At 65.1% G+C, this 15,295-nt stretch carries 10 protein-coding genes and 1 pseudogene; 7 read left to right on the forward strand and 4 right to left on the reverse strand.

Translation table 11 applies throughout. The features are described from left to right. Positions 1-10 precede the first annotated feature (10 nt). Positions 11-862: an OmpA family protein gene (locus tag A39O_RS36860; protein WP_211211638.1), complete on the reverse strand. Its 852-nt coding sequence runs from the start codon at positions 860-862 to the stop codon at positions 11-13. A 360-nt stretch (positions 863-1,222) separates the two neighbouring features. Here A39O_RS36860 and hrpA point away from each other — a divergent pair, with 360 nt between their 5' ends. Then, on the forward strand, positions 1,223-5,314 hold the full coding sequence (gene hrpA / locus A39O_RS0119740) for an ATP-dependent RNA helicase HrpA (protein ID WP_020506395.1): 4,092 nt from the start codon (positions 1,223-1,225) through the stop codon (positions 5,312-5,314). 170 nt (positions 5,315-5,484) lie between these two features. Here the strand turns inward: hrpA and trxA are convergent, their stop codons facing one another. Both trxA and A39O_RS0119750 read right to left on the reverse strand, forming a co-directional pair. Continuing rightward, a complete protein-coding gene (gene trxA, locus A39O_RS0119745) occupies positions 5,485-6,348 on the reverse strand; it encodes a thioredoxin (RefSeq protein ID WP_020506396.1) in 864 nt (287 codons plus the stop codon). A gap of 77 nt (positions 6,349-6,425) precedes the next feature. Beyond that, positions 6,426-7,061 (reverse strand): EF-hand domain-containing protein, encoded by a 636-nt coding sequence (locus tag A39O_RS0119750; RefSeq protein WP_026199552.1) that lies wholly within the window; start codon positions 7,059-7,061, stop codon positions 6,426-6,428. A gap of 543 nt (positions 7,062-7,604) precedes the next feature. On the opposite strand from A39O_RS0119750, the gene trxC reads away from it, so the two are divergent. From trxC to greA, 4 genes are all read left to right on the forward strand, one after another. Further along, positions 7,605-8,039, forward strand: coding sequence for a thioredoxin TrxC (gene trxC / locus A39O_RS0119755; RefSeq protein WP_020506398.1), 435 nt, complete (start codon positions 7,605-7,607; stop codon positions 8,037-8,039). A 267-nt stretch (positions 8,040-8,306) separates the two neighbouring features. After that, positions 8,307-9,440, forward strand: coding sequence for a glutamine-hydrolyzing carbamoyl-phosphate synthase small subunit (gene carA / locus A39O_RS0119760; RefSeq protein ID WP_020506399.1), 1,134 nt, complete (start codon positions 8,307-8,309; stop codon positions 9,438-9,440). Positions 9,441-9,503: 63 nt separating this feature from the next. After that, positions 9,504-12,710 (forward strand): carbamoyl-phosphate synthase large subunit, encoded by a 3,207-nt coding sequence (carB, locus tag A39O_RS0119765; RefSeq protein ID WP_020506400.1) that lies wholly within the window; start codon positions 9,504-9,506, stop codon positions 12,708-12,710. Between the two features lie 73 nt (positions 12,711-12,783). Further along, positions 12,784-13,260: a transcription elongation factor GreA gene (greA, locus tag A39O_RS0119770; protein ID WP_020506401.1), complete on the forward strand. Its 477-nt coding sequence runs from the start codon at positions 12,784-12,786 to the stop codon at positions 13,258-13,260. A 40-nt stretch (positions 13,261-13,300) separates the two neighbouring features. Here greA and A39O_RS0119775 read toward each other — a convergent pair whose 3' ends face one another. Next, complete coding sequence (locus tag A39O_RS0119775) at positions 13,301-13,747, reverse strand: pilin (RefSeq protein ID WP_085954710.1); 447 nt, start codon at positions 13,745-13,747, stop codon at positions 13,301-13,303. Between the two features lie 207 nt (positions 13,748-13,954). On the opposite strand from A39O_RS0119775, the gene hisG reads away from it, so the two are divergent. Further along, positions 13,955-14,827: an ATP phosphoribosyltransferase gene (gene hisG / locus A39O_RS0119780; RefSeq protein ID WP_157640287.1), complete on the forward strand. Its 873-nt coding sequence runs from the start codon at positions 13,955-13,957 to the stop codon at positions 14,825-14,827. Positions 14,828-15,200: 373 nt separating this feature from the next. Next, positions 15,201-15,295 (forward strand): annotated as a pseudogene (locus tag A39O_RS42780) (Uma2 family endonuclease); the annotation flags it as partial.

Raw genomic sequence — 15,295 nt, forward strand, 5'->3', positions numbered from 1 at the left:
GGTGCCCCGGTCATTCCGGCCTCAGCGGTTCGCCGGCCGTGCGCTTGGCGTCCGTTTCGGTCGGGGGTTTCGGTGCCGACTCGCCAGGCTGGTCTGACGGCTCCAGAGGCTCGATCACCAGTTCGACCCGCCGGTTGCGTTCGCGCTCCTGGCGGGTGGGTGTGCGTTTGCCGGTGGCGGCCAGGGGCGCCGCCTCGCCGCGGCCGACCGGGGTCAGGCGTTCGGCGGCGACGCCGCGACCGACCAGATACTGCTTGACCGCATCGGCCGCCCGCTGGGACAGTCGCAGATTGTAGCCCGCGTCACCCTGGTCATCGGTGTGTACGATGATCTTCACCCGGGTCCGCGGGTTGTCCGCGAATAGCCCGGCGAGTGCATCCAGCGTGCGCTTGGCCTTGGGACCGACCTGATCTCCCTTGCCCTCGAAGGGGATCCGGTTGGTCAGATTGACCTCCACGTGGGTGCGCTTGTTGACCGGAGCGAAGCGCAAATCCTCCAGTCCCAGGGCGACCAGTCCGACGGGCTCGCTCACGTAATGCTTGAGTTGTGCCTGTCGCTGGGTGCGCAAGCTGATTCCCAGAACGCCGGGGCCCTGTTCGAAGGCGCCGACGGAACCCGGCGCGGGCTCCGGCCGCTCCGTCGGCTCGGCGGGTCCGCTTGGCGCGGCAGCGTCGGTTGTTATGCTTGCCGCGGGCTTGGGGGCCTCCTGGGCCGGCGACGGGACCGGTCCCGCCTGGGCGTAAAGTGGAGCCGGCATCGCCGCACCCAGCGTGAGGGCGAGGGTGCAGCGCCGGACCATCGCGGCGATGGAGCGGTGCCGGCCCTTGATCAAGTCGGGTAGCCACCATATGGTGTATGACACCATGGGCGCATTCACGTATCGGGTCCTCGTGTCAGTGGCGTCCAGGTTCGGCAGGTGCCGCGTGCCGCGGTCTTGAGTCATCGCGCTACCGTCCGTTCTTCTTCGTAGGGTCTGTCTTGATTGCGCCCGCCGCCGACTGGGTCGCCGGATGTGTCCGGGCGGTCGCTGCCGCGTAACGGGCAGGAATTCTCACCAGGCGGAAGCATCTGATCCGACCTGGCGCGGTAACATACCCCCTTTCCCGGCCGGATGCTGACATCTATCAGCCGACAAACTGTTCGATATCTGTCGCGACAGTGGTTGGCGCTGTTGGTTTCACCTCCCGGCTGACCTGTTTGCCCGAGTGGTCTCCCGCGCACCTTGAATACTGCTCCACCCCCAGTCCTGCCGTTTCCCACCGACCAGGACCTGGCGACCGGTCTGATCGCCGATCGACACGCCCTGCGCCAGCGGTTGCAGGGCTTGCGCCGCCGTGCCCGGACCGGACAGCCGGTGGAGCAGGGGCTGCTGAAGATCTGGCAGGCGTTGCGCGCCTCCCAGGCACTCGGCGAGCGGCGTCGGGCCCTGGTCCCGACCATTGCTTACCCGCCGGAACTGCCCGTGAGTGAGCGCCGCGCCGATGTGGCGGCGCTGATTCAGGCCCATCAAGTGGTGGTGCTGTGCGGTGAGACCGGCTCCGGAAAGTCCACCCAGTTGCCCAAGCTCTGTCTGGAACTGGGCCGCGGCATCCTCGGCCGCATCGGCCATACGCAGCCGCGCCGCATCGCCGCCCGCAGCCTGGCAAGTCGGGTCTCCCAGGAGTTGGGCAGCGAACTCGGCGGCCTGGTCGGCTACAAGATCCGCTTCCACGACCGGGTGCGGCCGGAAACCTGCATCAAGCTGATGACCGACGGGATGCTGCTGGCGGAGGTCCAGCATGACCGCGCCCTGCTGGAATACGACACCCTGATCATCGACGAGGCCCATGAGCGCAGCCTCAACATCGACTTCCTGCTGGGGTATCTGCGGGGCCTGCTGCCGCGTCGGCCGGATTTGAAGATCATCGTCACCTCGGCCACCATCGACCCGCAGCGCTTCGCCCAGCACTTTGCCGATGCCCAGGGCCGCCCGGCTCCCATCATCGAGATTTCAGGGCGGACCTACCCGGTCGAGGTCCGCTACCGCCCGCCGGTGGAAGATGAAAATGCCGGGGAGCGCGACGATGCCATGCAGCAGGCGATCTCCGACGCGGTGGCTGAACTGGCGCGCGCCGGCCGCGGGGACGTGCTGGTCTTCCTCTCCGGTGAGCGCGAAATCCGCGAGACGGCCGAGACCCTGCGCAAGCAGCATCCGCCATCGACCGAGGTGTTGCCGCTGTTCGCCCGCCAGGGCGCCGAGGAACAGGCCAGGATCTTCCAGCCGCACAGTACCCGGCGGGTGGTGCTGGCCACCAACGTGGCGGAAACCTCGCTGACCGTCCCCGGCATCCACTATGTGGTCGACCCCGGCTTCGCCCGCATCAGCCGTTACAGTCATCGCAGTAAGGTGCAGCGTCTGCCGGTGGAGCGCATCTCGCAGGCCTCGGCCAACCAGCGCCAGGGGCGCTGCGGACGGGTTGCTTCCGGCATCTGCATCCGCCTCTATACCGAGGACAACTTCCAGGCGCGGGCCGCCTTCACCGAGCCCGAGATCAACCGCACCAACCTGGCCGCCGTCATCCTGCAGATGAAGGTCCTGGGTTTCGGGGCGATCGATCAGTTCCCCTTCGTCGACCCGCCGGACCCGCGGCTGGTGGCGGACGGCTACCGCACCCTGGAAGAGCTGGCGGCGATCGATGCCCAGGGCGAGCCGACCGCACTCGGCCGCCATCTCGCCCGGCTGCCGGTCGACCCGCGCATCGGTCGCATGTTGCTTGCCGCTGCCGATCACCATTGCCTGGCGGAGGTCCTGGTGATCGCCGCCGCCCTGAGCATTGCCGACCCGCGCGAGCGCCCGCTCGATCGGCAGCAGGCGGCGGATCAGATTCATGCCACCTTCAACCATCCGGACTCGGACTTCCTGACGCTGTTGAATCTCTGGCGCTTTCTGGAGCAGGAACGCAAGCACCTGTCAAAGAACCAGTTCCGCAAGCTGTGCCAACAGCATTTCCTCAATTGGAACCGGGTGCTGGAGTGGCACGACATCCATGCGCAATTGCGTGAACAGTTGCACGAGATGGGGATTGCCAATCAGTCCCGCGGGGCGCGGGCGACACCCGCCATTCAAGCCGCGGGTGGGCGCGGGTCCCGCCCGTCCGTGCGCCCGGCGCCCGGCCGCGCGCGGGAGCCCGAACCCACGCCGGTTCCGGACGACGGCGCCGCCGCCGGCACGCCGGAGGAAATCCATCGCGCCCTGCTGCACGGTCTGCTCTGTCACATCGGCTTCAAGGACGAGAACCGCGAATATCAGGGCGCCCGCAACAGCCGCTTCGTCATCCATCCCAGCAGCGCCCTGTTCAAAGAAGGCCCCAAGTGGATCGTCGCCGCCGAGCGGATCGAGACCACCCGGCACTACGGACGTATCTGTGCCCGCGTCCAACCCGGCTGGATCGAGGCGGCCGGTGCCCATCTGTTGCAGCGCACTTACGCCGAGCCCCATTGGCAGGCGGACGCCGGGCAGGTCGCCGCCTACGAGCGCGTCACCCTCTTCGGTGTCACCCTGGTGCCGCATCGGCGGATCAACTACGGGCCCATCAACCCGGCCGAGGCGCGCGAGATCTTCATCCGGCACGGCCTCGCCGCGGGCGACTTCGAGACCCGTGCGCCTTTTTGGCGCCACAATCGCGAGCTGATCGAGTACGTCCAGCACCTGGAAGCCAAGTCCCGCCGCCGCGATATCCTGGTGGACGAGGAAGCCATCGTCGCGTTCTACGATGCGCGGGTGCCGCCGGGGATCTATTCGACCGCCCAGTTCGAACGCTGGCTGCGCGAGGCGACCCGCCGGGACCCCAAGATCCTGCATCTGCGCATGGCCGACCTGATGCGCCATGAGGCGGCGGCGGTCACCGCGGAGAGCTTCCCGGACAGTCTTCAGATCGGCGCCACCGCGCTGCCGCTCGAGTATCACTTCGATCCCGGCAGCCAGGCGGACGGTCTGACCCTGGTCGTTCCCCTGCCGCTGATCAACCAGGTCTCCGGCGAGCGCCTGGAGTGGCTGGTGCCGGGGTTGCTCACCGAGCGCATCACCGAACTCCTGCGCGGCCTGCCCAAACAGATCCGCAAGGGTCTGGTGCCGATCCCGGATACGGCGGCACGCCTGGCGGCTCATCTCAAGCCGTCCGAGCGTCCGCTGATCCAGGCCCTGGGTGAGGCCATCCGGGAACTGACCGGGATCCAGGTACCGGAAGGCGCCTGGGATCCGGCGGCCATCCCTGAACATCTGCGTATGAAAGTCCGGCTGGTGGACGATACGGGCCAGGTCATCGCCACCGGCGCCGATCCGGTCGCACTCAAGCGCGCCCACGGCGGCCAGGGGCAGCACAGCTTTGCGCAGATCCCGGCCAGCGGGCTGGAGCAGGAAGGGCTCAGGCGCTGGACCTTCGGCGAGCTGCCGGAACAGGTCGACCTGACCCGCGCCGGCATCCGGCTGCGCGGCTTCCCGGCCTTGGTCGATCTGGGGGACAGTGTCGCCATCCGCGTTCTGGACTCCGCCGAGAGTGCGGCGACGGCCACCCGGGTCGGCTTGCGCCGACTCTTCATGCTGCACCTGGGCGCCGACCTGCGCATCCTGAAGAAAGGACTCGGCGGACTGGATCGGATGCGGCTGCAATATGCCAAAGCCCCGCGGATTGCGGAGACGCCGGCCGGACGCGCGGCCGACGGTCCGGGACCGGCCCAGGTCAGAGAGCCCGACCTGGCGGATGAGCTCATTGCGCTGATCCTGGACCTCACCTTTGTCGAGGGTCTGGAGCCCATCCGCACCCAGGCCGCCTTTGAGCAGCGGCTGCGTGAGCGCAAGGGCCGGATCATGACCACCGCGCAGGAAGTCTGCACCCTGGCCGCCGCGATCCTGGACGCTTACCATGGCCTGCGCGCCCGCCTCGCCGCGATCACCCAGGTCAATTGGGAGGGCGCGGTCCAGGACCTGCGTGCCCAGGTGGACCGCCTGGTGTTCCGTGGCTTCTTGCTCGTCGTTCCCTATGTCCACCTCAAAGAGTACCCGCGCTATCTCAAGGCGGCCGAGCAGCGCACCGAGCGGCTGCGCTTTGCCGCCGCCCGTGACCAACAGCGCATGACCGAGTTTGCCGACCTCGAACGCCGCTGGCGTGAGCGCAGCGCCGCCGCCGCGCGCACCGGTCGCGCCGACCCGCGTCTGGAGGAAATCCGCTGGCTGCTCGAAGAACTGCGGGTCTCGCTCTTCGCCCAGCAGTTGGGCACCACGGCCCCGGTCTCGGTCAAACGCATCGAGGCCCGCTGGCGGGAACTGGGGTTATAGTTCGGACGTGATAACCGGACGTAGGGGCGGGTTTCAAACCCGCCTCTACACGAAGGTCTGTCTGGATATCAGGTGCGAACGCTATAGATAGCGTGCGCCCGCGATGCGGTCAGTGACGCGTCGGAAACAAGTTAAACAACGACAACGACCGAGACGCCATAAGGAGTCTGCTAATAGAGCGCGGTCATCATCTTGGCACGATAGCGGGTCACCAGCTCGCCTTGACCGCCCAGCAGGTCGAAGATGGCGACCATGCCCTTGCGGCCGGCGTCGTCTCCATAGGGACGGTCGCGCTTCATCAGGGTGAGCAAGTCTTCCAACGCGGTCGCGTAGTCGCCGGCCAACACCCGGTGAGCGGCAAGTTGGTAGCGTGCCGCGCTGTCGGTCGGGTCGGCAGTCAGCCGCTGCTGCAAGACGGCGGCTGACGGGGCGCCGATCAGGGCCTCGGCGAAGCGCAGTTGACCGCGCAACGCGGTCACTTCCGGATCCTGGGCAAGTTCGAGCGGCAGCCGCTCCAACTGGGCGGCGGCCTCGGCGATGTCGCCGCGGGCCGCGGTGAGTTGGACTTCGGCCAGCGCGATCCGCGCGTTATCGGGCTCTTTGACCTTCGCTTCCGCGATAACCGCGGCGGCGCGCTTGAGATCGCCGGCAGCGATCAGGCCTTGGGCCTGGGCCAGGAGTCCATCGGATGGCTTGGGCAGGTGCCGCTCCAGGAATTCGCGCACCTGGGACTCCGGCAGGGCGCCCATGAACTGATCGACCGGCCGGCCGGACATGAACAACTGCACGGTCGGCAGGCTGCGAATGCCGAAGTGGGCGGCCAGGGCCTGCTCCTCTTCGGTGTTGACCTTGGCCAGGAGGAACTTACCCGCGTAGGCGTCGGCCAGCTTGGCCAGCAGCGGCATCAGTTGCCGGCAGGGCGCACACCAGTCGGCCCAGAAATCGACCAGTACCGGGCGGTCGTAGGAGCCGTCGATCACCACCGACTCGAAGTTCGCGGTGGTGACGGTGACGACGTAAGGTGAATCGGCCATGACGTGTGACTCCGAGGCTTGGTGATCGACAAGTTTGAGTCAACGTGGGCGCGATCACGGGGGGAATCAAGCCGATCTCAGCGCTGAGGCGCCGGCGGCTGCGGCTGCGAATGCTGTGCTTGGACGGTGTAGAATTCCTCCGGGCTGATCTGTTGATCGCTATTGAGATCAAGTGCAGTGAAGGGCGGGGCATTGCGCAGGCTGCCGAGCGGCAGGCCTTCCTGTGACTTCTCGACGGCGCGATTGGCTCGCGCGTCGTTGAATTCGGACGGACTGATGCTGCCGTCGTGGTTTTCATCGAGATCGGCAAAGCTGGGAAGCGTCCCTTCCATACCGGCCCCCCGGCCATCGCTGAGCCCCATTTGCACACCGGAGCCCATGGTCCCTGGACCACCCGAGGTCGGGGGCGGTTGGACCGTAACGAATTCGGCGGAGGTGATCTGCCCGTCGCCATTCCGGTCGAAGGTCGCGAAGGTCGTCGTATTGGCGGTTCCGCCCATGGGCGCGCCCGCCGCCGCACGGTCCCTGATCTGCTGCGTGTGAACCCGGTCGAACTCCTGCTCAGTCACGCTGCCGCTGCCGTCCTGATCGTAGCTCACGAACGGCAAGGGGCCGCCGACCACGCCGTCTTGAGCCTGCGCCGACGTGGATAGGACCGCGCTCATGGCGGTGATCGCGATGCCAATGGCCAGGATGTTGGTACTGTGGTTCATCATTGTGCTCTCTGTCGAAGAAAAAGGTTCGGTTGACGCGCTCTCCAGCGGGATCAGTTCCTGTAATCAGCAGTTCAGCCTTGACTGCGCACGAGGACCGAGGCGTTATTTTGGCGAGGGCGCGATGGCACTGCGGAATCAGCGAGACCCATGGTGCCGGCGCTCAGATCCGTCTTAGTCCATGCTGTTATAGGCTGGACCGTCCGGCGGGTCGGTGCGCTGGCGTACAGACCCCGCGGGGAGATCGCGGCAGCGTCCGCGTTGCCGTCAGCTCGTCATAGAGCCTTCGGACGTGATAACCGGACGTAGGGCGGGTTTCAAACCCGCCCCTACGCGAAGGTCTGTCTGGATATCAGGTGCGAACCCGATAAGGCTGGTGGAAATCACAGGGTTCGGATGCGCGTCGAGCCAGGTCAGGTGGAGCGGATTTCCACCGACGCCGATTCGGGTCCTGGCGCTACCCCTTGCGGACCCTGGCAACGCTGTAGCATCCTGACTCAGGGACGAGGTTTTACGATCAGTGCTGAAGGTGAGGTCACTCCGATGTCAGAGAGTTTGCATGTAATCTGCCCGGCCTGCGACGCGGTCAACCGGGTGCCGACGGCACGCCTGGGGGCGGACCCCAAGTGCGGCCAATGTCATCAACCGTTGTTTGCGGGTCATCCGGTGGCCTTGGATGAGGCCGGGTTCGCCCGTCATCTCAGCCGCAGCGATGTGCCCCTGTTGGTGGATTTCTGGGCCCCCTGGTGCGGTCCCTGCCGCGCGATGGCGCCGGCCTTCGAGGCGGCGGCGCGCGCCCTGGAGCCCGCGTTCCGGCTCGTCAAGGTCAATACCGAGGAGGCACAGGCGCTGGCCGCGCGGTTGGGGATCAGGAGTATCCCGACGCTCGCCCTGTTCAAAGGGGGAGCCGAGGTGCGGCGCACCGCGGGCGCCATGGACACCCAAGGGATCGTCGCCTGGGCGCGGCAGGGCCGGTAACAGCGGTTCCGCGGTGCCGTCGGCCGGCGGCTGAGACGCATCGCGTACCTCCGGCCCGAGCACGCGTGGACAGTTCAGCGTCGAATCGATAGAATCCCAGGCGGTTCGGCCCCCTGTCTGATCCAAGGCCTGATCAAAAGCCTGATCCGAAGCCTGATCCGAAGCCTGATCCGAATCATTCTCGCGTGCGCCCGCTGACGTCCCGGTGGCCCTCGCGGCCCTAATGTTGCCGGCGATGCCGTCTCCCGTTCGGAGAAACCCTTGAAAATGCCCGCAGTTCTGGTCCTGGAGGACGGTTCGGTCTTCCGGGGAGTCGCGATCGGTGCCGCCGGTTCCAGCGTCGGTGAGGTGGTCTTCAATACCGCCATGAGCGGTTATCAGGAAATCCTGACAGACCCCTCTTACTTGCGCCAACTGGTGACGCTGACCTATCCGCACATCGGCAACGTCGGCGTCAACCCGCAGGACGAAGAGTCCGGGCGGGTCCAGGCGGCGGGGCTGATCATCCGCGACTTGCCCTTGCTGCCCAGCAACTTTCGCATGACCGAGCGCCTCGACGCCTACCTCGCCCGTCAAGGCGTGGTCGGCATTGCCGGTATCGATACCCGCCGTCTGACCCGCATCCTGCGCGAAAAAGGCGCCCAGAGCGGTTGTCTGATAGCAGGGGAGGGGATCGACGAAGCGGCGGCCCTGGGCGAGGCGCGCGGCTTCCCTGGACTCAAGGGCATGGATCTGGCGCAATATGCGAGCACCGCGGAACCCTATGACTGGACCCAGGGTGTCTGGTCGCTGGCCCACGGACATCAGGACGTCGCGGGTGAGCAGCCCTATCATGTCCTTGCTTACGATTACGGCATCAAGCGCAACATCCTGCGGATGCTGGCGGCACGCGGGTGTCGGGTGACGGTGGTGCCGGCCCGGACGCCGGCGTCCGCGGTGCTGGCGCAGGAGCCGGACGGGGTCTTTCTGTCCAACGGCCCGGGCGACCCGGAGCCCTGCGACTACGCGATCACCGCGATTCGCGCGCTGTTGGAAACCCGTATCCCGATCTTCGGCATCTGTCTCGGACACCAGTTGCTGGGCCTGGCGAGTGGGGCGCGGACCGTCAAGATGAAGTTCGGACACCACGGGGCCAACCATCCGGTGCAGGATCTGAAGACCGGTCGGGTCATGATCTCCAGCCAGAACCACGGGTTCGCGGTGGACGAGACGAGCCTGCCGGCCTGTCTGGAGGCGACTCACCGCTCGCTGTTCGATGGCTCGTTGCAGGGTATCCACCACCGTGAGTATCCGGCCTTCAGTTTTCAGGGTCACCCGGAGGCCAGCCCCGGCCCTCACGATGTGGCACCGATCTTCGATCACTTTATTGCGTTGATGAAAGAACGCAAGCAGACTCCGTGATGACAGGCATTCGTTTCATTCATTTGTGTTCATTTGTGTTCATGTGCGGACAAGGACTCCAGAATGCCAAAGCGTACTGACATCCACAGTATCCTGATCATCGGTGCCGGGCCGATCGTCATCGGCCAGGCCTGCGAGTTCGATTACTCGGGGGCGCAGGCCTGTAAGGCGCTGCGCGAGGAGGGCTATCGGGTCATCCTGGTGAACTCCAACCCGGCGACCATCATGACCGATCCGGAAATGGCCGACGCCACCTATATCGAGCCGGTCACCTGGCGGGCGGTCGCCGCCATCATCGAAAAGGAACGCCCGGACGCCCTGCTGCCCACCATGGGTGGTCAGACGGCGCTCAATTGCGCCCTGGATCTGGTGCGCCGCGGGGTGTTGGAGCGGTTTGGGGTGGAGTTGATCGGCGCTTCGCGGGAGGCGATCGACAAGGCCGAGGACCGCGACCTGTTCCGCAAGGCGATGCGCAAGATCGGGCTGGATATGCCCCGGTCGGTGATCGCCCACAGCATCGAGGAGGCGATCCAGGTGCAAGCCTCGATCGGTTTCCCCTGCATCATCCGGCCCTCCTTTACCATGGGCGGCAGTGGCGGCGGCATCGCCTATAACACCGAGGAATTCGAGGAGATTTGCCGGCGCGGTCTGGACCTCTCGCCCACCCATGAACTGCTGATCGAGGAATCGGCCCTAGGCTGGAAAGAGTATGAAATGGAGGTGGTCCGCGACCATGCGGATAACTGCATTATCGTCTGCTCGATCGAGAACTTCGATCCAATGGGGATCCACACCGGCGATTCCATCACGGTGGCGCCGGCCCAGACCCTGACCGACAAGGAATACCAGGTCATGCGCGACGCCTCGCTCGCGGTACTGCGCGAGATCGGGGTGGATACGGGCGGCTCCAATGTCCAGTTCGCCATCAATCCGGCGGACGGGCGCATGATCATCATCGAGATGAATCCGCGGGTCTCCCGGTCTTCGGCATTGGCCTCCAAGGCGACCGGCTTTCCGATCGCCAAGGTGGCGGCCAAGCTGGCGGTGGGCTATACACTCGATGAACTGCGCAACGATATCACCGGCGGGGCGACTCCGGCCTCGTTCGAGCCCGCCATCGATTATGTGGTCACCAAGATTCCGCGGTTCGCTTTCGAGAAATTCCCGCAGGCCAACGCGCGCCTGACCACGCAGATGAAGTCGGTGGGGGAGGTCATGGCCATTGGCCGCACCTTCCAGGAGTCCCTGCAAAAGGCGCTGCGCGGATTAGAGACCGACCGCTACGGGCTCGATGAGATCGTCGATCTCAAGCACCCCGATGCCCATAAGACGATCCGGCACGAACTGCGCCAGGCCGGCGCCGAGCGGATTTTCTATCTGGCGGATGCCTTTCGGGCCGGGATGGAGTGCGACGAGATCCAGACCCTGTCGCAGATCGATCCCTGGTTCCTGGCCCAGGTCCAGGACTTGGTGGCCACCGAGGCGCGGCTGCTCGAAGACGGCCGCGCCGGACTGGATGCGGTGCGGCTGCGCTCGCTCAAGCGCCAGGGTTTCTCCGATCGGCGCCTCGCCCGTTTGACGGGGGTGACCGAAGGCGAAATCCGCGACCTGCGCCGGGCACTGGGCGTGCGTCCGGTCTACAAGCGGGTGGACACCTGCGCCGCCGAGTTCGCCTCCAGCACGGCCTATATGTACTCCACCTATGAGGAGGAGTGCGAGGCGGCTCCGACCGACCGCAAGAAGATCATGGTGCTCGGCGGCGGTCCGAATCGGATCGGGCAGGGCATCGAGTTCGACTATTGCTGTGTCCATGCCGCCCTGGCGATGCGCGAGGACGGCTATGAAACCATCATGGTCAATTGCAATCCGGAGACCGTTTCGACCGACTACGACACCTCCGACCGGCTCTATTTCGAGCCGCTGACCCTCGAGGACGTGCTGGAGATCGTGGACAAGGAGCGGCCGCTGGGGGTCATCGTCCAGTACGGCGGTCAGACACCATTGAAGCTCGCGCGCGCCTTGGAGGCCAACGGCGTGCCCATCATCGGCACGACGCCGGATGCCATCGATCGGGCCGAGGATCGGGAGCGTTTCCAGCAATTGATCCATCAGCTCGGGCTCATGCAGCCGCCCAATACCACGGCGCGCAGTGAAACCGAGGCGGTGACCCTGGCCGCCGCCATCGGGTATCCGCTGGTGGTGCGTCCGTCCTATGTGCTCGGCGGACGGGCGATGGAAATCGTCTATGACGAGGCGGAACTCACCCGCTACATGCATCGTGCGGTGCGGGTCTCCAACGATTCTCCGGTGCTCCTGGACCGCTTCCTCGATGATGCCATCGAGGTCGATGTCGATGCCATCTGTGATGGCAAGGACGTGCTGATCGGCGGCATCATGGAGCATATCGAACAGGCCGGAGTACACTCCGGCGACTCCGCCTGCTCGCTGCCGCCCTATACCCTGTCCCAGGCGACCCAGGACCGGATGCGCGTGCAGATGGCCCAGATGGCGCATGGTCTGAACGTGGTTGGGCTGATGAACGCCCAGTTCGCGATCAAGGGCGATGATATCTATATCCTGGAGGTCAATCCGCGCGCCTCGCGTACCGTGCCCTTCGTCTCCAAGGCCATCGGGGTGGCGCTGGCCAAGGTCGCGGCGCGCTGCATGGTGGGTCAGTCACTGGCGCAGCAGGGCCACACCCGGGAGGTCCGGCCCAAGCATTATTTCGTCAAGGAAGCGGTCTTCCCCTTCATCAAGTTCCCCGGTGTCGACACCGTGCTCGGCCCCGAGATGAAATCCACCGGCGAGGTGATGGGGGTGGGTGAGAGCTTCGGCGAGGCGTACGCCAAGGCCCAGGAAGGTGCCGGCACCTTACTGCCGGTCAAAGGCAAGGCGATGCTCAGTGTACGCGCCGCGGATCGGGCACGCCTGATCCGGGTCGCCCGTGACCTGCTGGCCTTGGGCTTCACGCTCTACGGTACGAGCGGTACGGCCAAGTCGGTGCAGGCGGCCGGGCTGCCCTGCGTGATCGTCAACAAGGTGATGGAAGGGCGTCCGCACATCGTCGATATGATCAAGAACAGCGAAGTGACCTTCATCGTCAACACCACCGAGGGTGCCCAGGCGATTGTTGATTCCGCTGAGATCCGCCGCGCCGCACTCCAACACAAGGTCAGCTATACAACCACCATCGCCGGGGCCGAGGCGACTTGCCTTGCGTTGAAACAACTGGACATACTGAGTGTCAATCGGCTACAAAATCTTCACTGAACACTGAGCCGCCCGCAAAGGGACGCGCTGGCCGGCTAACACGGGCCGGATACCCAATACGAGGATTCCATCGATGAGCAAGGTCCCTCTCACTGCCAGAGGCGCTGAAAAATTGCGTGATGAACTGGAGCGGCTCAAGCGGATCGAGCGACCGCGAGTCATCGCCGCGATCTCCGAGGCGCGCGCCCACGGCGATCTCAAGGAGAACGCCGAGTACCATGCGGCGCGCGAGCAGCAGAGCTTCATCGAAGGCCGCATCAAGGACATCGATGGCAAACTCTCGCACGCTCAGGTCATCGACGTGACCAAGTTGCCGGCCAACGGGCGGGTGGTGTTCGGTGCGACGGTCGAGGTCCTTGAGGTGGAGAAAGACGAGGAGCTGACCTTTCAGATCGTCGGCGACGACGAGGCCGACCTGAAGCTGGGCATGATTTCGATCAGTTCACCCATCGCCCGCGCCCTGATCGGCAAGAGCGAGGGGGATGTCGCGCTGGTGGATGCTCCCGGCGGCAAGCGGGAACTGGAGATTCTCGGAGTCAAGTATATTTGATATACACTTGGACTTGATTCACTTATTGGTGAACGGTTCCTTACCGGCAACTGCTCGGCAAATAGATGGGATCGATGCGCCATTTGATATCTCCGTCGCCGGAGTGGCCGCGGCAGGTCCACTGGATAGAATCGGCAGCGATCGTCGGCATCAACCACAGGATGGTGCCGTTGAGTTCACCCCCGGCCTTGGCACCGAACCAGACCTCGATCGCGCCGCGCTCCTTAGACCATTTGACCCTGTTGACCATGCCGTTGCCGTTGGTGAGGTAGTCGCTGTCAGCCGTGGGAAGCGCCGCGTTGGCAGTGATATAGTCCGTTAATTCAGCCTTATAGCGTGTCGCGAAGACAATGCCCTCGGAGACCCGGGCCCGGACTGTGAACACCCCGTATGCGGAAATTGCAAGCGCGGCCAGGATGCCGATGATCGCCACGGTGATCATCAGTTCGATCAGGGTAAAGCCGGCCGTCTGGTGTCGGGTGATCATGGTCATCTCGGTGTTGGCCTGTTGATCAGTGTAGGTCCTGACGCTGCCGGTTGGACCAACCCAGGTCGCAGGTTTGGCAGTCGAATGATTGCGTTCGTCGGCTGGACGGACCGCGGCGGGTCGCGGCCAGGACGATCGGCGGTGCCGACCGTCATCCACAGGGTTCATAATCCCGGTATTGTTCAGTATCGAACCAAGGCACACATGATGACCAAACTGAAACTCGGCATCCCCAAGGGCAGCCTCGAAGAGGCCACCATCGCACTCTTCAAACAAGCGGGTTGGACCATTTCCCCGCGTTCGCGCAACTACTACCCGGACGTGGATGACCCGGAGTTGGCCTGCGCCCTGGTGCGCGCCCAGGAGATGGCACCCTACGTGGCCAACGGAACACTGGATCTCGGGCTCACCGGGCTCGACTGGATCATGGAGACCCAGGCCGAGGTGTCGCAAGTCTGCACTCTAACCTATTCCAAGGCGTCGAATCAGCGCAGCCGTTGGGTGCTCCTGGTGCGGGAGGACTCGCCGATCCGGACGGTGGCGGACCTGAAGGGCTGCAAGGTGGCCACCGAGTTGGTCGGCTTCACCCGGCGCTACCTGGCCGAGCGCGGAGTGGACGCCAGCGTCGAGTTCAGTTGGGGGGCGACCGAGGCCAAGGTGGTGGAAGGGCTGGTCGATGCCGCGGTGGAGATCACCGAGACCGGCAGCACCATCCGCGCCCACGGCCTGCGCATCGTCGAGGACATGCTGTACACCGAGACCCGCCTGATCGCCAACCCGCGCGCCCTGGACGACCCGGACAAGCGCGCTAAGATCGACCAAATCGCCCTGATGCTCCAGGCCGCCCTGGCCGCGCGTCACAAGGTCGCGCTCAAGCTCAACATCCGCGCGGCCCTGATCGACGAAATCGTCGCCCTGCTGCCGAGCCTGCACGCCCCGACCGTCAGCCACCTCTATGACCCCGAGTGGCTGGCGGTGGAAACCATCGTCGATGTCGAGGCGGTGCGGACTCTGATTCCGCGTCTGCGGGCCGCCGGGGCCGAGGGGATTTTGGAGTATGAGCTGCGGAAGATGATCTGAGCATCGGCGCCCTTGGGGGCGCCGATCAGGTGGGGAGAGGGCGATGCGGGGGCGCGTTCTGGATGGCGATCGGGTGCGGAGCCCGTAGGATGCGGTGAGTATCGACACTGGTGGCGAAATGCCCGGAGAGCCCGTAACACCTTGATATAGCGTTCGTACCTGATATCCAGACAGACCTTCGTGTAGGGGCGGGTTTGAAACCCGCCCCTACGTCCGGTTATCACGTCCGAAGGCTATAGCAGGATCTGGAGACTATTCACTTCAATGGGTTGGCGAATTCGGCACCAGTGTCCGTTCCTCACCGCATCCTACGGGTTACGGCCTTCGGTTACACTTCCGACTGACGCTAACCCCCCAGCGGAGGACCGCGGCGATGAATCCCCTCGCGCATTTCGACCCCGATGACCCCTATCCGGAGAGCGACGGCGAGCCCATGGCGGAGAATACCGAGCAGTATGAGTGGCTGGT

The sequence above is a fragment of the Lamprocystis purpurea DSM 4197 genome (genome assembly GCF_000379525.1).
Classification (GTDB): domain Bacteria; phylum Pseudomonadota; class Gammaproteobacteria; order Chromatiales; family Chromatiaceae; genus Thiodictyon; species Thiodictyon purpureum.

Bases quoted from the DNA above. Each gene is read 5' to 3' on its own strand.
- greA (WP_020506401.1), top strand. From the start codon at position 12,784: ATGAGCAAGGTCCCTCTCACTGCCAGAGGCGCTGAAAAATTGCGTGAT.
- carB (WP_020506400.1), top strand. From the start codon at position 9,504: ATGCCAAAGCGTACTGACATCCACAGTATCCTGATCATCGGTGCCGGG.
- hisG (WP_157640287.1), top strand. From the start codon at position 13,955: ATGACCAAACTGAAACTCGGCATCCCCAAGGGCAGCCTCGAAGAGGCC.
- A39O_RS0119775 (WP_085954710.1), bottom strand. From the start codon at position 13,747: ATGATCACCCGACACCAGACGGCCGGCTTTACCCTGATCGAACTGATG.
- trxC (WP_020506398.1), top strand. From the start codon at position 7,605: ATGTCAGAGAGTTTGCATGTAATCTGCCCGGCCTGCGACGCGGTCAAC.
- carA (WP_020506399.1), top strand. From the start codon at position 8,307: ATGCCCGCAGTTCTGGTCCTGGAGGACGGTTCGGTCTTCCGGGGAGTC.
- A39O_RS0119750 (WP_026199552.1), bottom strand. From the start codon at position 7,061: ATGAACCACAGTACCAACATCCTGGCCATTGGCATCGCGATCACCGCC.
- trxA (WP_020506396.1), bottom strand. From the start codon at position 6,348: ATGGCCGATTCACCTTACGTCGTCACCGTCACCACCGCGAACTTCGAG.